Here is a 21,425-nt window from a genome sequence, read left to right on the forward strand (position 1 = left end):
ATCTGCGGTTAAAAATCATAAAAAATATCACCTCACCACCAATTGTTTGACCAAATTAGCCAAACGTTCTGTACTGTCTCTCACTGCTAGTTCAGAAGCTGCTTGAGACATTTTTTCCAAATATTCGGAATCTCTTAACAAATACAACACTTTGCTTTGCAACACATCTGCTGTCAGTTCGCTTTGACGGAATACCACGGCGGCGCCGGCTTTAGCAAATACTTCCGCATTAAATCTTTGGTGGTCGTCAGCGGCGTGAGGAAAAGGAATTAAAATAGAAGGTACTCCCGTCACTGCTAATTCTGTCAGAGCACTCGCGCCCGATCGACTAATTGCTAAATTTGCTCGCTGCAACAAACTCGCCACATTGTCGTAAAAGGGCATCGACAAATATTGCTCGTGTTTCAAACTCTCAGCATCCGGGTCATTATTTCCGGTGAGGTGAACCACCCAAGCACCCGCCTCAAACCAAGCCGGAGCACACTCGCGCACTAACTTATTGACTGCGACAGCACCTTGAGAGCCGCCCATGACTAAAATTACAGGTACACTGTCAGGAATTGGCAAATTTAGAGGTTGGCGAGTCAGGAATTGCGATCGCACCGGTGTACCAGCAACCACAGTTTTGGCGCGGGGTAAATGCTGGGCTGCTGCTTCAAATCCGATCGCCACAGAAGTGCACAAAGGACTAAACCAGCGCGTCACCTTCCCCGGAATTGCATTAGATTCGTGGAGAATTACCGGCAAACCCAAAGAACGGGCCGCTAGAATTGCCGGTGCTGCGATGTAACCCCCGGTAGTAAAGACTCCCTGAAAATTTCCCGCTTTGAGCAACTTCCGCACCTGAAGGATCGATCCGGCGAGCCCGCCCAAAATTCGCAGTGTACCGAGCCCAAATCCCTGCTGAAAGCCTTCAACGGCGATCGTGTGGAGGGGGTAAAGGGATGAAACTAACTGGGTTTCCATGCGGTCTGGGACTCCTAGCCATTCGATCTGACAGTCGTTCAACTGCCCAGCGGTGGCGATCGCGGGAAATAAATGTCCACCAGTGCCGCTAGCTGCAACCAACAACCGGAGGGGGGCTTTTGTCAAGGTATTTGTTTCTTTTTTTACAAGTACAAGTTCCACAGGTCGATCAATTTTATATTTGAGGTTTTAGATTATTATGCTTATTATTCCGGCAGTTTCAGCCAATTTTGAATCAGCCATCTAAAATTAGATTGTGCCGTGTCCCTGCTTCCGTTGTCAGTTTTCGTTGCAGGCGAACAGTTGCCCAAGCTACGACCCCTGACAAATAACCAAATTATCATCTAATGCGTAATTTTTTGAATTTAGTGCCAAGTGCATCTGAGTATTTTTCCAGCCCTCGGGACAAAAAACCCGATCGGGCGATCGTTTTTGGCTTTAACTGCGGGCAGTCGATCGCTCAAATGTTGTTATGTTTAACAGTGGTAAGTGCTGGCGTGCTGCATCAAGGTGCGGCAAGAGCGATCGGTGCGATCGCGGCGACTCCCCGAACGATCGCCCAAACCCCTGCAAATGCGCCTGCCCCACTCACAAAAGTGCTAACAGAAATTGACGCAGCGGCCAACCGGCGTGATGTCAAAGCAGTCATGGCATTTTACAGCCCGAGTTTCACTCATTCTGACGGCTTAAACAGCCAAAGCATGGAAAAAGCCCTCACCCAACTCTGGGATCGATATCCGAGTTTAAATTACCGCACCGAGATCAAATCTTGGAAAACCGAAGGTAGCGCGATTATCGCAGAAACCATAACTACAATAGCCGGCACTCAAAAAAAGGATGGCAGAGAATTAACTCTCAAAGCTACCATCCGTTCCCAGCAGCGCTTTGAAGGTGAAAAAATAGTTAGTCAAGAGATTTTAGCAGAACAAACTCAGCTTAGTTCTGGGCAAAATCCTCCCACAATTCAAGTTAATTTTCCGGATCAAGTTAAGGTGGGCGAAGAGTACCATTTTGATGCCATTGTGCGAGAGCCGATCGGCGATGATATTTTAATAGGGACTGTTTTGGAGGAACCCATTACCGAAAAAACCTTGTTTAATCCCTCAGAAGTCGAGCTGGAGTTGTTAAATTCCGGGGGAATTTTTAAAGTAGGTAAAGCTCCGGCTACGCCCGAAAATCGGTGGGTTTCAGCAGTTTTGATGCGACAAGGCGGAATTGCAACAGTTAGTGTGCGATTGCGGGTTGTCAAATAATAAAATAGGTGTTATGGGTTATTTGGGTAATTTCTGTAGTGGCGGTTTAAGTAAAATTTCTAACACCAATGAGAGTACAAGTTAAACCTGCCTCTACAATAATGATGGTTAATTGACCAGACTTAATCTTATACCAACTAAAATTTTTTCCCTCTTCCCTCTTCCTTCTGATTATTAAAAATGATTTCTATCCAAAACCAAATTGTTTTCATTACAGGTGCGAGTAGCGGTATCGGAGCAGCCTGTGCCAAGATATTCGCCAAAGGAGGAGCCCAACTAATTTTAGCAGCCCGCCGCCTTGAAAAGCTCGATCGACTGGCAAACGAACTTGTAGAAACAAAATTGATTGCGTCGGCGAACGAGATTTATTTGCTCGAATTGGACGTGCGCGATCGCCTGCAAGTGGAATCGGCGATAACTGCGCTTCCCGATGCCTGGAAAAGCATCGATATTCTGATTAACAATGCGGGATTGAGCCGTGGTTTAGACAAACTGCATGAAGGCAACTTTCAAGATTGGGAAGAAATGATTGATACCAATGTTAAAGGCTTGCTTTACATGACTCGCGCGATCGTGCCGGGAATGGTAAACCGAGGCCGCGGTCACGTAGTGAATATCGGCTCCATAGCAGGTCGGCAAGCTTATCCGAAAGGTAATGTTTATTGCGCTTCTAAAGCAGCAGTGAGAGCTATTTCCGAAGGGTTGAAACAAGACCTTTTGGGAACACCCGTGCGCGTGACGGAAATAGAGCCGGGTTTGGTGGAAACAGAATTTAGCAATGTCCGGTTTCACGGCGATGCAGAAAAAGCCAAAAATGTCTATCAAGGATTGACACCGCTGACTGCTGACGATGTAGCCGATGTCGTGTATTTTTGCGCGACACGATCGCCCCACGTCAATATTAGCGAAGTCTTGCTAGTTCCGACAGACCAAGCTAGTGCTACTCTGGTGCACCGAAAAGAGTTTTGAGTTTTTAGTGGTAATTGTCCGGATTGCGCTCGAATTCTCAGGAAGCTTAATTGGTAGATGCACCCTGATTAATTAACTCCCGACCAATTTTGGCCGGGTTTTTTTTGGCGATCGCACGCTGAGCAAAAAATTATCCCAAATTCTGCCAAAGTGTCCTGAAAGAGGTGCTGTGAGGCGGGAGATTAAATTAGTAGATGCACCCTGATTAATTAACTCCCGACCAATTTTGGTCGGTTTTTTTTTGGCGATCGCACGCTGAGCAAAAAATTATCCCAAATTCTGCCAAAGTGTCCTGAAAGAGGTGCTGTGAGACGGGAGACTAAATTAGTAGATGCACCCTGATTAAATAACTCCCGACCAATTTTGGTTTGGGGTTTTTTTTTGCGGTATCCAAGGTGATGCTGAAGAAAGTTTGAGGTTGTCCGGATTGGGCCTCCAATTCTCAGGAAGCTTAATTGGTAGATGCACCCTGATTAATTAACTCCCCGCCAATTTTGGTTTGGGGTTTTTTTTTGCGGTATCGAGGGTGATGCTGAAGAAAGTTTGAGGTTGTCCGGATTGCGCTCGAATTCTCAGGAAGCTTAATTGGTAGATGCACCCTGATTAATTAACTCCCGACCAATTTTGGTTTGGGGTTTTTTTTTGTGATCGCACCCTAAACCAAGAATTTTAGCAAATTTTCCCAAACTGTCCGGAACAGGTGCACCTCGAACCGGAGACTAAATTAGTAGATGCACCCTGATTAATTAACTCCCGACCAATTTTGGCCGGGTTTTTTTTTGCCGATCGCAAGCTGAGCCACAAATTTCCGCAAAGTCTACCAAAGTGTCCTGAAAGAGGTGGTGTAAAGCCGGAGACTAAATTAGTAGATGCACCCTGATTAATTAACTCCCGACCAATTTTGGTTTGGGGTTTTTTTTTGCCAATCGCACGCCCTCGCCGCCAATGTTCGCAAATTCTGCCAAAGTGTCCTGAAAGAGGTGTTTTGAGGCGGGAGATTAAATTAGTAGATGCACCCTGATTAATAAACCCCAGCCAATTTTGGCCGGGGTTTTTTTTAGCTCAAAAGCTGCATTAACCAATTAGGCTAAATCGCCTCAAAAGACTGCACCTCAAGAACCGGGCCGATCATAGCAAAAGTCATCACATCCTTGCGGACTTCACCTTTAACACTGACTTTCAAACCAGCTTTTTTCAAGTCAGAAGGAGCATCCTTAAGTTCGTAAGTTTCCCCATCTTCGCCGACCAAAGCCCAAGTACCGGGACCCAATCCTTTGCGTTCAATTTCACCTTTGACAGTAATACTCATGCCGATCGCACCTCTGTTTTAATTGCTAAACGCGCCAGTCCGAAACACAGTAAAGCATTGACAATCAAGAATGTTTGTGATACAAAACCTGTGCCCAATCCCCAGACTGTGGGAGACACAAAAGCATTGACCGCTAAACTGCTGGCAAAACCGATCGAAATTGCGATCGCGATCCACTTCCACTGTTGATGTCCCAACAGCAAAGCAATCAAAATCCCAGGAATTAAAACGCTAGCAAAAAAGGGATTCAGCATAATGCTGCCATTAATTGCACCGCCGAGTTCGGGAATAGAACTGCCCATCACCCGCATCGGCCACTGCGGCAAGTCAAATACAAACAAGTTCCGCAGGAAAAAGAACCCAGAACTACCAGCAATCAAGCCACCGGAAAAGCCCCAAGTCCAGGCGAAGGGGAAATAATTCCGCATCAAGAAAGCCAGCAGGTAAGAACCGAGCACCATTGCAATTTTAGGCAACAGGGCGACTGCACCGCCGTCAATCCAAAAGCGGGGGTTGAGATAGCCGTTATCGCGCAGCCAGCGGAAGAAATCGCGGAAGTTAATTTGTCCGCGCTGGGCTAGCTGAACTGCTGCGGCTGCGTCTAGGTGTCCCGAACCAAAATGGTTTAACGGATCTTCAGTGACAGTTCGCGAGGATTGCAAGAGTACGCTGCGAATTTCGTCTGGTTCTGTGATACCGGAAGCCTTGACAAGGGCTGCAACGGCTGCAACGTGGGGAGAAGCCATGCTAGTGCCTTGGTAGCCTTCAAAGACTTCGGCGCCGGTTTCCGGGTCGATCGTACTTTGCAGGATTTTGCCCATTTCAGAACCGCCGGGGGCTGCAATATCAACCCCTGCGCCGAAATTGGAATAACTGGCTTTTTCGTCGTCGGGGCCGAGGGCGGAAACGCCGATGACATGGGGATAGCGGGCGGGATAGGAAGCGGAACTGTCGCCGGAGTTGCCGGCGGCTGCGATGATGACAACGCCTTTAGAGTGGGCGTAGTCGATCGCCTCTTCCATTAACTGACTTTCGCCACCGCCACCTAAACTCATGTTGATGACATCTGCGCCGTTGTCAGCAGCAAATTTAATCGCTTCGGCGATGTCGGAAACCGTGCCGCCACCGCTGCCGCTTAACACTTTTAGTGGCATTAAAGCTGCTTCGTAGGCGATGCCCGCAACGCCGTAATTGTTGTTAGTTGATTGGGCGACTGTACCTGCGACGTGAGTACCGTGGCCGTTGTCGTCGTAGGCTTCGGCGCGATCGTTTACAAAGTCGTAGCCCGGTACAAATTTGGTTTCTTTTAAGTCAGCGACTGGAGTAATGCCCGTGTCAATTATCGCTACTGTTGTGCCGCTGCCTTTGGTTTCGTTCCAGGCAGATTCTACGTTGATACTGCGGAGATTCCACTGCTTGGTATACATGGGGTCGTTGGGAATCTCGAAAGCGCTGTAGACAAAGTTCGGTTCAATGTATTCGGTATCTTTAGCCAAATTTGATTTTCTCAGGGCGTTTAGCAAAGTGCGATCGCCCTTAACTACATATACATTGTCGCCCGCTGAGAATTCGCTGTTGAGTTGGGGTGCGACTTGGTACTGTTGGGCGATCGCATTTACTTCTTTCGCAATCTCAGCAGCACCCAAATCTTCGCGGAAATCCAGCACAATCGAGTCGTAAGTGCCTTGAGTAGCAAGTCCTGGGAAATTAGAAATCGCCCAGCCGAGCCCGATTAAAAATAAGCACAGAAGGAAAAACTTTTTCATGGCCGATCGTCCGTTTAGGGAAGGCTTGTTCCCCACAATAACCCAATTTTCACCGCCAGCGCCAGTTTTCCTTGCTGCGACTTGTGGGGATCTCGCACGCGGGCGTTTGGTAGTTTTCGGCGGTGGCTGTTGCTAGATCAAAAATTGCTCTAATTTCTCGTTTAAATGGCAGAGCAAGTTTTAGGACTTCAATTAATTGTATCATTAGAGAAGATGAGAAACAGAACAAGCCAGTATTTTTAACAAGGGTATTGCATGGAAAGAGGTTTAATGTGGCTGCCACTGCTGGCAATTTTTATTGGGCTGGCTTGGGCTGGATGGAACGAGTATCAAAAGCTGGAAGCGTATCGCGTCTGGGCCGAAAAATTCGCTAAAGCCAAGTACGATATTTATGCTGTACTCGGTCAGCAAGAAGACAGTTTAACTTGGGGAAAACCTACTCGCAGCGGACCTGTGAATTTGCAAACTTTTTCTTTAAAAGACGTGGAGTCGCTGCGGTTGTTAGTCAACTCTCAGGCAGTTGATTTAGAGTCACCGCCGAATTCGGGAAGTCCAATCGCCCTCGAATTTTTGTTGAAAGATGCTGCTGCGGTGCAAGTTCCTTTTACAGAAATTCCTCTAGCGACTAAATGGGGAAAACACTTGCAGCAAGAATTGCAGCGCTTTAGGTAAAAACACTCTCCGGTGGGGCACCGTATAAGATGTGAACTCTGCGGCTTTAAGTTACAAAAGTCTGTAAAGCTAGTAGAAATAGAACTTACGCAACAAATCCTTTGAGCTGCTATCTATAGGGGTGAAGTACCCACGGATCACCCGGAGGACATGAGTTCTTGCAGTAAGTAGTAGGAGTAGTGTCCCCGTACCTAGCCCGCTCAGGTTCCGTGCTTACCTTATAGTTAAAGTTATTGACCAGCGCGTCCTAAAACAGCTAAATTGCCAGCCCCCCAATCAGCGGAATGCAAACACAAGAATTTTTACAGCGCTATCAACAGGGAGAGCGCAACTTTGGTCACATTGACCTTAGCGGCGCTAGTTTAAGCGGTGTTAACCTGCGAGAAATAGACCTCACTGGTGCTAACTTGACCGGTGCTAATTTGAGCTGGTCTTTTTTGAGCAATGCCAAGTTGATAGGGGCTTGTTTGCGGCGCGCGGATCTCCGCAGTGCGGGGCTGGCTGGGGCTAATCTGAGCGGGGCAAATTTGAGCGGGGCAAATCTTGCTAAAGCGGATTTGCGCCTTGCTTGTTTGGAAGCAGCAGAACTCAATTGGGCCGCGTTCCCGGAAGCGGATTTGGGCGGTGCTAATCTTCAGGGAGTTAAATCTGACCAAATTAATTTTGCCGGGGCTAAACTCGACGGCGCGAAGTTGATGGCGGCGGAATTGATGGAGGCTAATCTCAACCGCGCCAGTCTTGTTGGTGCTAATTTAACGGGCGCTAATTTGCGGGAAGCGCATTTAGTGGAAGCGAATTTGCGATCGGCAATTTTAATCGGTGTAAATTTGATTGAATCTGACTTGAATGGCGCTCAAATGCGATCGGCAAATCTGACGGGCGCTGACTTGCACCGATCTGTTCTGGCGGGGGCGGATTTGACTGAGGCGGTGCTGGATAACGCTGATTTGAGTCGAGCTAATCTGGCGGGTTCTTATTTATTGAAAGCGAGTTTCAAGAAGGCCCTTTTGTTGCGAGCTAACCTGCAAGGAGTGTATTTGCTGCGGGCGGATTTGAGCGAAGCTAATTTGCGAAGTGCTGATTTGCGGAAAGCTGATTTGAGTGGCGCTTATTTGATGGATGCGATGTTGGGTGAGGCGGATTTAAGAGAAGCTTGTTTGATTGAGTGCCGTTTGATTCGGACGAATTTGGAGGGGGCGCAGCTTACGGGTTGCTGCATTCAAAATTGGCAAGTTCAAGATGTCGATCTGTCGAGAGTTGACTGCAGCTATGTTTTTACTCAGTTTGATTATACTGCGAAAGTGGCGGCAAATCGCTTTCCGGTCGATCGCGATTTTGAGTCGGGGGAATTGGGGCGGCAGCATCAAGAGGACAGTTCTGTTGTCAAGGTGTCTTTTGAGGAAGCTCCTAATTGGGAGGCGGTGGTTTTTACGCTGCGTCGGGTGGAGTTGGAAAGCCGCGAACTCAAATTGAATGTTCAATTTTTTGAGTCTGCGGGAGAACAAAATTTACTGAGGCTGAGCGCGAACCGTTTGGTGAACGGCAAGATTTTGGGCGATCGCATTTTGGAGCTTTATCCAGATATGTTGGAAAAGGTTTTAGCCAAGGGCGCTGAAATTTTGAGTTTGCTCGACTTGGCTGTTCCTAGTAACAATGCGGAGCCGACGGAGCCGAGTCACAAAGAAATACTGCTCAGAAGACAGGAAATCTACCAGCGAATGGTGCGCCAAATTTCGTTTATTTTGATGTCTCAGACGCCGGATAAATTCTCCGAAAGCGTGCAGCGGCTGTTGGATTATTTGAAGCAGCAAGGTATCCCGACAGAGCAGATTCAAAAGAAAGTCATCAGTCAGGCGATCGTGCAGCGGGCGAAGCAAGACCCGGGTTTTCGGGAACAGTTGCTCGCGTGGGAGAAAACGGCTTCGGATCGCGTTCGTGGTTCGATGATGGGGGAAGCGGTCCGGTATGCAATTACCCTTTTGATCGATTATTAACAGTTAATTGTTAAGATTTTAAGCCGGAGAGTGGCTCATACCCGCACTTGCTCCTCGGCGTCGGAAACGGAAAGCGATCGTGCATTACTGCCCAGCAATACCCGGTGTTTCGGGAACAGTTGCTCACGTGGGAGAAAACAGCTTCGGATTGCGAGCGTTGTTCGGTAATGGGGGAAGCGGTGCGGTTTGGGATGCCCTGTTGTGGGAATGAATACACACAAAATCTTACCCCCATTCAAAATCTTACAACCGTATATCGATTTAACGGTGCGGTTAATTAGAATAAAGTTCAGGCTCCTCCTTCAAAAGCTTACACAACTCATCCAAATCTTTCTTACTGTGTTCAATTAGTTTTTCACCTCTGTTCTCTAGGTACTCAATATTACTGGGACTGGCGTTGTCGATTTGATCGTGACCATTATCGCTACTCAATTGAAGTTGAAAACGATAGTAGTTGCGGTTATTTTCTTGATTTCTTTTAGTCACCATTAGCTGAGCAAGTTCATACGCAACCGATTCACTTTGGCCATCTAGAACAACGTTAAGTAAGGGAATAGCCCATTTTATTTGACCCCAATTTTTTGCTTCTTTATACTTATATTTCTTAGTTAGTGATCCCGTACCCAAAGAAACAACAAGGGTCTCAGTACGTTGTAGTTCTTCACCAGTCTTTTTCTTGTAAGAAATCATCGCCTCCATCATTGCAAGTGAGGAAGGATTATTTGCAAAAATTCCGCCGTCTACCAAAGCGTAATATCCCTCCTCGGTATGATGTCCCGTTTCGAGTTGGTAGGGTGGAAAGAATGTCGGTGCAGCAGAAGTTGCCATTGCTGCTTCCCACATTTTGAATCCCGTACATACTTTCCGGCTATCAAAACTCTTGATTTCCTCTGCGTCCCGATTGCTTGTAAAAAAAATTGGTGCTCTGAGTTCGATATCATAGCTCGGGATGAAAATTTCTCGTAATGCCTCTTCAACCTTAGCTTCACCTAAAAGCTCCTTTAAAACTTGTTGCCTACCTTTTGGGTTGTGCTTGGGTTGTAACAAATCATCAAAATCCAGTGGAACATACTCATTAAAAATCTTTTTTCCATATTTGCGATAGAAATTTACAAGTTCGGCAGCGGTATACTCTGGCTCACTATTGATGCTAGAGTCTGAGTTCTTTCTAGTTAAACCAAGTGCTAAAATTCCTCCTGTTGAAGTGCCTGCAATAAAATCAAACATTGTTGCTATGCGTTTTCCTGTGCGCTCTTCAATGTAGTTGAGAACGATCGCAGGAATAATACCCCGGATACCACCACCATCAATTGAGAGAATTCTTCTCTTGAATTTAGTCGCCATCACATTTACTCCTTTAGATATTGCTTAAGTTGTCAAGATAAATGAAACAAACTCATACAGCATCAAAATACCAATAACCAACGTCATCATATGGTTTCCGGTTGCCTCGGAATCAGAAAATCGAGTCAACAGTTAACACTCAACCATTCAGTTTTTGGCTCTCGACTAAACAGTCAACAGTCAACAATCATGAGGAGTGCAACCGGAATTGATATGAATCCAACCCGTTATTAGTGCGGTAAATTGCTGAGGGCGTGCCAAGTTCTATAGCCTACAATTCCATCTTGCGGTAAAGCCTTGCTCAGTTGCAATTGTCGCACGGCTACATCTGTCATCGGCCCGAAGAATCCGTCACTGAATCCGAAATAGTATCCATTGATTTTTAAGACATTTTGAACAATTTTAACAGCATTACCAGAACTGCCCTTCATGACGACCGGCATATTCACAGGTGCACCAGAGTATAGTGCTTCCCAAGTGATAGGGCCGACAATCCCATCTTCTTTTAAAAAGACCCGGTGTTGATAGCCTTTGACCGCGTTCTGAACTTGGACACCGAAGATACCGTCAATCGGGCCAAAATAATAACCCCAATGATATAGAAGCTGTTGTAGTTCTTTGACAGCTTGACCTGTTGAACCCATTTGTAAAGTGGGTTTGTTTACTCCCGTGGTTTCAGCAAATGCAAGAGTTGATTGAGCAGTAGTATCGGCGACGAGAGCCATAGTTTCATTGTTCAAGCTTCTTTCTTCGGTGTACATAATGTGCTTCCTCTCAACATTTAAGTTTTGATGTTTGATATTTCAGGTATAACTGGTGGAATTTGTGGATGCACAGTCACTTTTTCGAGTGTCACTCATTTGAGTGTCACTCGTTTGAGTTAGTCCCAGTGTTAACTGTTAATATCTCTTCCGGCTGCGGCGGAATGATATTCTGAAAGAATGTTAAGAGTGCAAGGAGGACAAGTTATGTCTAAACGCCTAAAGTTGGAGCCTCCTCAAACTCCAGAAAGAAGAGCAGGCATGATGAATTTTTCAGGGTGTCTAAAGGATTATTTCCACTTACCAGTCTTGGCTACGTAGCCGGCGGCCCGCTAATGCCCGCACTTGCTCTTCTGCGTCGGAAACTGCAAGCGATCGCAACAGCGGCACAACTCCCGGATTTTCGGGATAATGTTCGATAATCGCTTCGAGCGCTGTAAATCGGGGATTGTAAGGAAAAGAACCGTTTTGATTGTCAGGATCGCTCAAAGTTTGATCGCGCAAAAACTCAAACATTCCCGGCTCATCTTTCCATCCCCGCATTAACTCTACCAGGGCGATCGCCCGCACCTGCGAATCTTCATCCTTTTGAGATCTACTTTTGAGCCACTCGAAAGTTTGAGACTGATTTGTCCGTGCCCGGGCTAACTTTTGCAAAGCGATTTGCCTGACAGCGGGACTCTCATCGCCCTCTGCTTGAGCCTCCAGCAGCATCCAAGTTTCAGGATTGTCCGGCCAGTTGTAAGCGAGTTCAAGCACCGCCGCTTGCCGCACCAGCGCTTCCCCAGAATCGAGCTGAATTTTCAGCCAACACAAGGTTTCCGGGTCGTCTGGCCACCCCCGCACGATCGATCGCACAAGCACGCTCAGCAAGTGAGAATCATGCTCCAACTCGACCCTGCTTTTGAGGAAAGGCAGCGTCTCGCCCCGGTGAGACCAGCGTTTTGCGATCTCTTCCACCGCAGTTTCTCGCACGTTGAGGTGTCTGTCAGACGCGGCGAGATTTTGCAACCAGCCAAAGACTTCGATACTTCCTGATGCCACTGCGGCGACAGCCTCCACTACTACTTGTCGCACAGTCCAGTAATCCTCGGAATCAGCTATTTTTTGCAGCAGGGGCAGGGTTTCTGGATGGTCGGGCCAACCTGCGGCTATCTGTTGTAGGGCTATTTCGCGCAGGTCGGCGTCGCGATCGCCCAATGCTATATTTTTCAAAAAAGTCAGAGTTTCGGGGTTCCCGGGCCAGCCAGAGGCAATTGCTTGCACTGCGGAGCGCCGGACACTCGAACTCGCGTCGGACTCGGCTTTAGTTTTCAGCAGTGGGTAAATGTCTGGTTCGTCGGGCCAGTGCGAGGCCAATTCTTCTAAGGCTGCTGTCCGCACTTCTTTGCTGCTGTCGGATTCGGCTAGGCTTTTCAGCAGCAGGCCAACGTCGGCTGCGGCGGGCCAGCCCGCTGCCAACTCCCGCACCGCTACGGTTCGCAGGATAGAACTTCCTGTCTGGGCAAGGTTTTTGAGCAGGGAGGCCGTGCCTAAAAGGCTGTGCCAACCTCTGGCTATTTCTTGCCACGCACAGACTCGCACTCCCAAATTTTCGTCGGATTCGGCGGCGGTTCTCAGCAGCAGCAAGGTATCTGTGCGATCGGGCCAATTAGAGGCCAATTGTTCGAGTGCTGCGGTGCGAACTGCGGGACTTTGATCAAACTGAGCCAAGGCAGTCAGCAGCGGCAAGGTATCGCTCGTGTCTGGCCAACCACAAGCCATTTCTCGCACACAGGTCGATCGCACTGCCCAGCTTCCATCTGATTTGGCGAGGTTTTTGAGCATCAGGTAAATTTCAGGCTGCTCTGGCCAACCACGGGCTATTGCTTCGACTGCTGTGGCTCGGACTTCGCCACAGTCGGTGGAGTGAGCGAGTATTTTCAGCCAGGGCAGGGTTTGCGGGTCGTTTTTCCAAGTTTGGGCGATCGCCGCGATCGATCGATTGCGAATTTGATAAGTTTCCTGCAATTCTTGAGCGCTTTGATAAAGAATCAGGAAACCCGTACCGTATTGCGATAACTTTTTTAAAGCATTTAACAGTTTTTTGGCGGTTTTTTTATTAACATCATTTTTAACTTTTAACAGGCATTGTGCTGCTAAAAACAAATTAATAAATTTTTCTTGTTGACCGTTTTGATCTGTGAGATATTCTATAATTTGGCTCGCTGTTTCTTTGTCGAGCTTAACTGCAATTTCTCTGAGGACTTCGTGCAAAGATTCGTCCCGCCAGTGCTGGCCGAAAACTTGTATGTTGAGTTCGCCCCAAGTCAGTTGACCGATTTTGAGTTGGGCATGGATTAACTCTGCTACAGTCTGGGGATTATTTTCGGAAACAAGTTTTTTTAACAACATACCGATACCCTGCCCCTGAAGTTTGTTTGCATTGAAAATCCTCGCATCAGCTCGGATATTAGTTGAGATTTTTTGAGCGATGCTGGAGTATGGAACCAATCGACTCTATTTTATACGAAAAATACTGAGTCGGGAGGGCCCCAAGGCAAAATCCGCCAGCACCCACAGGAATGTTAGGTGGTGGCGGATGGCGATCGAACAATTAAGCCCCTGAATCTAACTAACAGCTACTTGGACGCGACCGGCTACAACCCGAACCGCAAAAGTAGGAATCTTTACCGTTTCATCATCCAGACATTGCCCGGTAGTGAGACTAAAGTTTTGCTTGTAAATGGGAGAAGCAACTTTGAGAGTGCCGTTGCGATCGCCCACAAGTCCCCGCGACAAAACAAAAGCTTTGCTAAACGGGTCGTAATTGCTAAGCGCATAAACTTCATCCCCGTTTCCCACTCGGAAAATCGCGACTTGTTCGCCTTTAACTAAAGCGCAAACTCCAGTATAAGGGGCGATCGCATCGAGAGAACACACATCTACCCAAGTTGTTACTGTATCGGAAACTTGTAATGATTGAACCATCTTCTTTTCCTGTTAATTTACTTCAATCTCGTTCCCAGTCTCCGGCTGGGAACGTAGGTTTCGAGGCTCTGCCTCGCCGAAGGAGGCTCTGGCTTACGGTTCGAGGAGGCATAGCCTCCGGGACTTCATTCCCAGGCAGAGCCTGGGAACGAGATTAAACGAGATTAAATCTTGCTCGCTCCCCTTAGCAAGGGGAGGGCTGGGGAGGGGTTATTCCGAAACTCCAACCAGAGCCTTTTCATGTTCGTTAGCAGGCCGCGTTTGTCCCCGTTCCGCAACACGAACAATACTCGGATCGGGCAAATCGGAATTCACAAAATGCTGGAACCGCTGCACCTTTTGTGGGTCTTCAATCGTCGTTTTCCACTCACATTGATAAGTATTCACTAAATGTTCCATCTGCGCTTCTAATTCAGCACAAATGCCCAGAGAATCCTCAATTATCACCTGTTTCAAGTATTCAATGCCGCCCTCAAGCTTGTTCAACCAAGTAGCAGTGCGTTCCAATCTGTCGGCGGTGCGGATGTAGAAAACCAAGAATCGATCGATATACTTAATCAGCGTTTCCTTATCGATATCCGTCGCCAGCAAAACCGCGTGCTGTGGCTTAATGCCGCCATTGCCGCACACGTACAAATTCCAACCATTCTCTGTCGCAATTATCCCAAAATCCTTGCTTTGAGCTTCCGCGCATTCGCGAGTGCAACCAGAGACAGCAGATTTGAGCTTGTGGGGCGATCGCAAACCACGATACCGCAATTCAACCTCGATCGCCAAACTCGTTGAATCCTGCACCCCAAAGCGGCACCAAGTGCTACCAACACAAGATTTTACAGTACGCAGAGCCTTACCGTAAGCGTGTCCCGACTCAAATCCCGCATCAATCAACCGACGCCAAATATGTGGCAATTGATCCACGCGAGCTCCAAACAAATCAATCCGTTGCCCGCCAGTAATCTTAGTATAAAGCCCAAAATCCCTGGCAACTTCACCCAAAACAATCAACTTATCGGGAGTGATTTCTCCTCCCGGTATTCGCGGCACCACCGAATAAGTACCGTCGCGCTGAATGTTTGCCAAAAAGTAATCGTTCGTATCTTGCAAACCGACGTGAGACTTCTCTAAAATATGGTCGTTCCAAGTAGAAGCCAGCATCGAACCAACAGCAGGCTTGCAAATTTCGCAACCCTTACCTTTGCCGTGTCTTTCAATCAACTCCTCAAAGGTTTTAATCTCTTGAGATCGCACTAAATGGTACAATTCTTGACGAGAATATTCAAAATGTTCGCAGAGATTATTTTTGACTGCAAACCCAGCTTTTTTCATCTCCGACTTGAAGATATCCGTCACCAAAGGCACGCAGCCACCGCAGCCAGTCCCAGCTTGAGTGCATTTCTTGACGCTGGCAACATCTGTTAAATTGCGATCGCGAATCGCTTCACAAATCTGCCCTTTAGTAACATTATTGCAAGAACAAATTTGAGCCGAATCCGGCAAACTGTCTACTCCAAAACCCGCCGGGACTCCCCCTTCTCGCGGTGGCATTAACAAATCTTCGGGATGCGGCGGCAGAGCAATTTCATTTTGCATGAATTGCAGCAACGTGCCGTAAGCCGAAGCATCTCCCACGAGAATTCCGCCTAAAATTCGGCTGCCGTCTTGATTTAAAACTAATTTTTTGTAAATGCCTTGGAAGGTGTCAGTGACAACAATTTCTTTAGCATCGGCTGACTTGGGAAAAGGATCTCCAAAACTAGCGACATCCACCCCCAATAATTTGAGTTTAGTGGACATATCCGCACCTGTAAAAGTGCTTGTGGAACGGGCATCCTGCCTGTCATCGGCTGCACTGCCCAAAATATCTGCCGCTACGCTTGCCATTGTATACCCAGGCGCAACTAAGCCGTAGATGCGATTTTGATACAGCGCGCATTCTCCGATCGCATAAATGTCAGGATCGGAGGTTTGGCAGCTATCATTTATGATTATGCCACCGCGTTCTCCTACTTCTATACCGCAACTTCGGGCAATTTCGTCGCGGGGGCGAATGCCAGCAGAAAACACTATCATATCTGTTGCCAATTCCGAACCGTCAGCAAACAGCATTTTAGTAACTTTGCCATCTTCGCTGACAATTTCTGTGGTAGATTTGCTGGTATGAACCGAAACCCCCAACTCTTCTATTTTGCTGCGGAGAATTGCCCCGCCAATTTCGTCAACTTGCACGGGCATCAGCCGCGACGCAAACTCAACAACGTGAGTTTTTAGACCCATATTTTGCAGAGCGTTAGCACACTCTAGACCTAACAAACCGCCGCCAATTACTACACCAGTTTTGCAATTTTTAGCGTAATCTGACATCGCCTCCAGGTCATCAATTGTCCGGTAAACAAAAGTTCCTGTAGCGTCTTTGCCTTTAATTGATGGCACAAATGGATAGGAACCAGTCGCGAGAACAATTTTGTCGTAGGAAACTTCTAAACCGTTGGCTGAATAAACTATTTTTTGTTCCCGATTGATGGCGACTGCTTTGTCGCCGATGTAAATTTGGATGCCGTTTTCTTGGTAAAATCCCGGTGCAACTAAAGATAAATCTCCCGCTGTTTTGCCAGAGAAAAATCCGCTGAGGTTTACGCGATCGTAAGCAACGCGCGGTTCTTCACAAAAAGTAATTAAATTCCAGTGTTTGGCAGCATCCGAGCTGACCATTAACTCTAGGAACTTGTGACCTACCATGCCATTGCCAATTACAATGAGGTTTTTTTTGGCTGTCATTAGAATCTCTTTTATCCCGTTTATCAGTCGTTGGGTTTATTAATATAAGACTTTATTGTAAATTTTTGTACTTATATATACAAAAAATGGATGTTTATGCAATTGTCGAATACTCCCGATTGCATTTTTGCATGATGTCTGCGATCGAGGTAAATACGGTGCTTCACCTAAGTCTTTTTGACAAAAAGATTAGTATTATACTAGGAAGGACTCTAGACTTTTATAATTTTTAATTATTATTTAACTAACAAGCGGCAAGTCCCGCGCCCAAAACCGTACGAGTGAAGTGAGGGGATGAAAACGCACAAATTAAGTGAGTTGAATGCCCACTTGATTTATAACTATTCTCGCATATGAGGAATACTGTAGCATCAGCGCTGGGTAGTTCACGCTCCCATGCCCGAATACTGCTTCAATCCCTGCCGCCAAAGCCAGCGATTCCACACAAAAAACACCGCACTCCAACCCAACATTACCAACAAACCGCGGCCTACATCTACGGGTAATCCTATCAAGATTGAAGCGGGAAAATGAATCAAATAAGGAAAAGGCGTCCACAAAACTACTTCGCGCACGGGTGCAGGAAACACTTCTAGCGGCGCGATAAGTCCCGATAAAAACAGGTAAATTAGAAACCAGAATTGCTCGATCGCACTTGCCCTTTCCAGCCAAAAAGCAAACAGCGCAAAGGTATACTGTATAAGAAACCGCAGACAAAAAGCCAATATAATAACCAGCGAAAAAAGCAAAAACCTGCCCAAACTCGGCAGCCAAAAAGACTGCGGGTAAAGTGCAAAAAACAGCAGCACTAATCCCAATACAAACGGCAGCCTCGCAAACCTTTCGGAAATGTGAGATACGAAGTGGTGCCATACGGGATCGAGAGGCTGTAACAATCTATTAGATAGCCTGCCTTGCACTACTTCCTTTTCAAACTCCCAAATCACCCAAACTACATTTGTTTGCCTGACAATGAAAGCAGCTAAAAAATAACGGGCAAAGTCGATAGAATTCAGCCCAAATTGACCCGTTTCTGCCGCCTGCATCCAGACACCCATCAAGATAAACGGCAAAGCTCCCGACAGCGCCCACAAAAACAATTCCGCCCGGTATTCGAGCATATAAGCATAGTAGGTAACTAGCAAAGTTTTAGCAATTCTAACAATTCTGTTCATATCAATTTTAGAGTTAATTTTGAGGTGTTAGTAACGGGCTAAAAGCCGTTCCACAAAAACACTGAATCTCTACTGAAACAGGCATCTTGCCTGTTTTTTGGGGTTAGCAACGGGCTAGAACCCCGTTCCACAAAAACACTAAATCTCTAGTGTAACAGGCATCTTGCCTGTTCTACTTTATCAGTCTAGTAGAACAGGCAAGATGCCTGTTATAGAGAATGATCTTATCCAAAAAACCTTACACTTTTCCCGTGCGAAAAACTCTACCAATTACCTCTTCAATTGGCGGGTCGGTAACAGTTAAATCTATTACGTCCAAGTCCGCCAAAATCTTCGCCACGCTTACCGTCAGCTCTTCCCTTTTCACCAAAAACCGCACCGATTGTCCCTCAATAGATTCTACCTCGCCGTAAGCAAAAGCACTATCTTTTGCCAGCGGCTTAGCTAATTTTACCTGAACTTCCCGATAAGGTGCAAACCTGTCGAGCAATCCGTCTAAACTGCCATCATAAACTAATTGCCCTTCATGGATTAACAAAACGCGCTTGCACAAAGCAGTAATGTCAGCCATGTAATGGCTCGTCAACAGCACCGTTGCTTGATAGCGCTCGTTATATTCTCGCAGAAATTGCCTGACGCTAAACTGTGCGTTTATATCCAAACCTAAAGTCGGTTCATCTAAAAATAATACCTCCGGCTGGTGCAGCAGGGCCGCCATCAATTCAGCTTTCATCCGTTCGCCTAAAGAAAGCTTTCGTACCGGCTGATTCAACTTGCCTTCTAGTGACAGCATCTCTGTTAATTCTCCGACTCGCCGTCGATAATCTGTATCGGGAATGCCGTAGACTGCGGCATTGATTCGTAGAGAGTCAAGCACGGGTAAATCCCAAATTAACTGCTGTTTTTGCCCCATCACTAAGGTAATTTTTTGCAAAAAATCGGCTTCGCGACGGAAAGGAGTACGATCGCACACTCTCACAGTACCAGCCGAGGGATAAATCAAACCAGTCAGCATTTTCAGCGTAGTAGTTTTGCCCGCACCGTTAGCACCGAGAAACCCCACCACTTCCCCCGGTTCAATACTGAAAGAAACGCCCTCAACTGCTTTGATATTGCGGTAAGTGCGACTAAAAAAGTGTCGCACTGTTCCTTTAAGCCCCGGTTCTTTAATCGCTACCGGATAAACTTTGCTCAAGTCTTCAACTAAGATAATTGGCATCGGTTCAAATTTTAACTTTTATTTTAATCTAGGGTATTTCCATCAGGCTTGTGCCAAGATGGAGCGATCGAGCTGTCTATTAGGGTGCGCCAGCGATTGCTCGATCGCGAGTCAGGAAGTAACTATGTTCTGGCGCACCCTAATAAGCTGTAGAATATTGCACAATATCCATGCTCACATCGCACAAAGTTTACAATTATGGTACTCACCCCAGATAATTCAGACATCCCTCGTTTGGTAGGAGACAATTCTCCTGAAAATATTACACTTGCACCAGGACAACTTGCTAGTTTTCCTGGGGGACTTTGGATGGTGGGCGGCAATGATACTGTCAGGGGCGCGTCAGATGCAGAACGGATTTTCGGTAACGATGGTAAAGACAGTCTGTTAGGTGGTGTCGGCAGTGATTCTATTTACGGTGGCAAAGATGATGACGATGTTTTGGGAGAAATTGGCGAGGATTTCTTGACAGGAGATAGAAATAGCGATTTCCTTGATGGGGGTGCGGGAAATGATTTGCTGCGTGGAGGACAAGGTGTTGATTTGTTAGTGGGCGGTGACGGTAATGATACTTTAATTGGCGATAGAGAGGTGGATATTTACCAAGGTGGTGCAGGGAGCGATGTCTTTGTTTTGCGAGTCGATCAAGCGGGAAGCAGATTAGTTGGAATAGAAGTTTCTGACGCGGTAATTGTGGATTTTGATAAGTCTAGCGATTCGATTGGCATTAGTGTGGCATTTACCAGTAGCAATATCTCCTTGGAAGAGGTAAGTTATAGCTTGAACGATCCGAGACTGCTGCTGATCGATCCTGCAAGTATAGCCGGTGGAACTAGCTTATTAGCCAAGGGCGGCATCTCCCAGCGAAGTCTCGATCCCGATGGCAACGGCCGTGTGGAAGCTACTAATATTAGATTTGGTTTTACTAATGCTTTGTTGGGTACTGTGTTGAACGTGACCCCAGCCGATTTAAACGGTCGTTTTATTAATGCTAATGCTTTGCTTTAATTCGTTGCTTATATATTTTTAGTAGGGTGCGCCTAGCGCACCTTACCCATTACGCATTATCTAACTCACCGTCAAAACTGCGCGATAGCGCACTTGATTGTCCCGGACTTTCTGCACTGCTTCATTCGCTTGTGCGATCGCAAAAACTTCGATAATCGGCTCAATCCCAAACTTCTCTGCAATTGACAGCATTTCATTAATCATAGCGCGACCGCCGATCGGCGAAGCCATAATTCGCCGTCGCTTCATCAGCAACGGAAACAAGGGAATGCTCAAAGGTGCGTCGGGAACTCCCACAAAAGCAAGCGCACCGTCAGAATCGAGAAAATCAATGTAAGGAACCCAATCTAAAGCAGCAGGAACAGTGCTCAACAAAATATCTAATTTGCTGCTGGGCGCTTGAGGAATTTCGCCTTTTCCTACTACAATAGCTTCGTCCGCCCCCATTTTCTGTGCAAATTCTGCCTTATCTTGGGAAGTAGTAAAAACTGTAACGCGGTTGCCTAATTTTTTCGCAAATTGCACTGCCATGTGTCCCAATCCGCCGATGCCGAGAATGCCAATTTCTTGCCCGGAACTCATCCCCGCATTCCGCAAACCAGCGTAAACCGTAATTCCGCCGCACAACAGCGGCCCCGCTATTTTGGAATCGATGCCTTTGGGAATAGGAAAAGCAAACCGGGAATCTACCATCAAATAATCGGCAAAACCGCCCGGGCCTGTAACAATTAATCCCTGGTTTTCATCGCAGAGATTTTCGTTACCGCGCAAGCAGTCGCGGCACTGCAAACAAGACGACCTTTGCCAGCCGACACCAACGCGATCGCCCACTTTTAAATGAGTCACTTGCGGCCCTATTTCTGCCACTTCTCCGATAACTTCGTGGCCCGGAACGAGGGGATATTTTGATTGACCCCAGTCATTGTCAATCATGTGTAAGTCTGAGTGACAGATGCCGCAAGTTAAGACTTTTATCAGACATTCATGTACTTTGGGAGGTTCAACATCGAATTTGTATTCTTCAAGCAATCCCCCTGTTTTTTTAGCTGCCAGTGCTTTGATTTGCATGGTGGTGTTTCCTGGTTTGTTTGCCATTATAGTGTTCGGGGCGGGTTTAGCAGTCTCTTTCTTTAGTTGTATATATTCAAGGGAAGCTGCCACTAGGACTCAGGCGCGTTACTAATAATTTGTCTGGTGCGCCCTGGGTACCTTACCAGTTACCAATTATCCATTACCAATTAGTC

General features: G+C 46.8%; 16 protein-coding genes. 5 read left to right on the forward strand and 11 right to left on the reverse strand.

Translation table 11 applies throughout. The annotated features are described in order from the left end of the window. Positions 1-27 precede the first annotated feature (27 nt). Positions 28-1,092: an undecaprenyldiphospho-muramoylpentapeptide beta-N-acetylglucosaminyltransferase gene (gene murG / locus QUB25_RS03765; RefSeq protein WP_333182054.1), complete on the reverse strand. Its 1,065-nt coding sequence runs from the start codon at positions 1,090-1,092 to the stop codon at positions 28-30. 221 nt (positions 1,093-1,313) lie between these two features. Here murG and QUB25_RS03770 point away from each other — a divergent pair, with 221 nt between their 5' ends. Further along, the gene (locus QUB25_RS03770; RefSeq protein WP_333182055.1) at positions 1,314-2,219 is read left to right on the forward strand and encodes a nuclear transport factor 2 family protein; all 906 of its coding nucleotides are present in this window, start codon (positions 1,314-1,316) and stop codon (positions 2,217-2,219) included. A 180-nt stretch (positions 2,220-2,399) separates the two neighbouring features. Next, positions 2,400-3,188, forward strand: a complete 789-nt coding sequence (locus tag QUB25_RS03775; RefSeq protein WP_333059319.1) for an SDR family oxidoreductase — start codon at positions 2,400-2,402, stop codon at positions 3,186-3,188. Between the two features lie 1,087 nt (positions 3,189-4,275). On the opposite strand, the gene QUB25_RS03780 is transcribed toward QUB25_RS03775, so the two are convergent. Together QUB25_RS03780 and QUB25_RS03785 are read right to left on the reverse strand one after the other, a co-directional pair. After that, on the reverse strand, positions 4,276-4,497 hold the full coding sequence (locus tag QUB25_RS03780) for a hypothetical protein (RefSeq protein WP_015177626.1): 222 nt from the start codon (positions 4,495-4,497) through the stop codon (positions 4,276-4,278). Beyond that, positions 4,494-6,263 (reverse strand): S8 family peptidase, encoded by a 1,770-nt coding sequence (locus QUB25_RS03785; protein ID WP_333059320.1) that lies wholly within the window; start codon positions 6,261-6,263, stop codon positions 4,494-4,496. The genes QUB25_RS03780 and QUB25_RS03785 overlap by 4 nt, the downstream gene beginning before the upstream one ends. A 255-nt stretch (positions 6,264-6,518) precedes the next feature. On the opposite strand from QUB25_RS03785, the gene QUB25_RS03790 reads away from it, so the two are divergent. Both QUB25_RS03790 and QUB25_RS03795 read left to right on the forward strand, forming a co-directional pair. Further along, positions 6,519-6,935 (forward strand): hypothetical protein, encoded by a 417-nt coding sequence (locus tag QUB25_RS03790; protein ID WP_333182056.1) that lies wholly within the window; start codon positions 6,519-6,521, stop codon positions 6,933-6,935. Between the two features lie 284 nt (positions 6,936-7,219). Beyond that, positions 7,220-8,929 (forward strand): pentapeptide repeat-containing protein, encoded by a 1,710-nt coding sequence (locus tag QUB25_RS03795; RefSeq protein WP_333182057.1) that lies wholly within the window; start codon positions 7,220-7,222, stop codon positions 8,927-8,929. A 273-nt stretch (positions 8,930-9,202) separates the two neighbouring features. Here the strand turns inward: QUB25_RS03795 and QUB25_RS03800 are convergent, their stop codons facing one another. The 7 genes from QUB25_RS03800 to QUB25_RS03830 all read right to left on the reverse strand — a co-directional run bounded on the left by QUB25_RS03800 (position 9,203) and on the right by QUB25_RS03830 (position 19,173). After that, complete coding sequence (locus tag QUB25_RS03800; RefSeq protein WP_333059323.1) at positions 9,203-10,273, reverse strand: patatin-like phospholipase family protein; 1,071 nt, start codon at positions 10,271-10,273, stop codon at positions 9,203-9,205. Between the two features lie 230 nt (positions 10,274-10,503). Continuing rightward, positions 10,504-11,034, reverse strand: a complete 531-nt coding sequence (locus QUB25_RS03805; RefSeq protein WP_333059324.1) for a peptidoglycan-binding protein — start codon at positions 11,032-11,034, stop codon at positions 10,504-10,506. 300 nt (positions 11,035-11,334) lie between these two features. Then, positions 11,335-13,428, reverse strand: coding sequence for a HEAT repeat domain-containing protein (locus tag QUB25_RS03810; RefSeq protein WP_333182058.1), 2,094 nt, complete (start codon positions 13,426-13,428; stop codon positions 11,335-11,337). A gap of 216 nt (positions 13,429-13,644) precedes the next feature. After that, the gene (gene nirD, locus QUB25_RS03815; protein ID WP_333182059.1) at positions 13,645-14,004 is read right to left on the reverse strand and encodes a nitrite reductase small subunit NirD; all 360 of its coding nucleotides are present in this window, start codon (positions 14,002-14,004) and stop codon (positions 13,645-13,647) included. A gap of 210 nt (positions 14,005-14,214) precedes the next feature. Beyond that, the gene (gene nirB / locus QUB25_RS03820; protein WP_333182060.1) at positions 14,215-16,779 is read right to left on the reverse strand and encodes a nitrite reductase large subunit NirB; all 2,565 of its coding nucleotides are present in this window, start codon (positions 16,777-16,779) and stop codon (positions 14,215-14,217) included. Positions 16,780-17,165: 386 nt separating this feature from the next. After that, positions 17,166-17,954 carry an ABC-2 family transporter protein gene (locus QUB25_RS03825; protein ID WP_333182061.1) on the reverse strand — a complete coding sequence of 263 codons (789 nt, stop codon included), beginning with the start codon at positions 17,952-17,954 and terminating at the stop codon, positions 17,166-17,168. Positions 17,955-18,192: 238 nt separating this feature from the next. After that, positions 18,193-19,173: an ATP-binding cassette domain-containing protein gene (locus QUB25_RS03830; protein WP_333059329.1), complete on the reverse strand. Its 981-nt coding sequence runs from the start codon at positions 19,171-19,173 to the stop codon at positions 18,193-18,195. 198 nt (positions 19,174-19,371) lie between these two features. Here QUB25_RS03830 and QUB25_RS03835 point away from each other — a divergent pair, with 198 nt between their 5' ends. After that, positions 19,372-20,181: a calcium-binding protein gene (locus QUB25_RS03835; protein WP_333182062.1), complete on the forward strand. Its 810-nt coding sequence runs from the start codon at positions 19,372-19,374 to the stop codon at positions 20,179-20,181. Between the two features lie 60 nt (positions 20,182-20,241). Here the strand turns inward: QUB25_RS03835 and QUB25_RS03840 are convergent, their stop codons facing one another. Then, the gene (locus tag QUB25_RS03840) at positions 20,242-21,276 is read right to left on the reverse strand and encodes an NAD(P)-dependent alcohol dehydrogenase (protein WP_333182063.1); all 1,035 of its coding nucleotides are present in this window, start codon (positions 21,274-21,276) and stop codon (positions 20,242-20,244) included. Positions 21,277-21,425 lie beyond the last annotated feature (149 nt).

Origin of the sequence: Microcoleus sp. B3-D7, from assembly GCF_036705305.1 — a bacterium.
Classification (GTDB): Bacteria; Cyanobacteriota; Cyanobacteriia; order Cyanobacteriales; family Microcoleaceae; genus Microcoleus.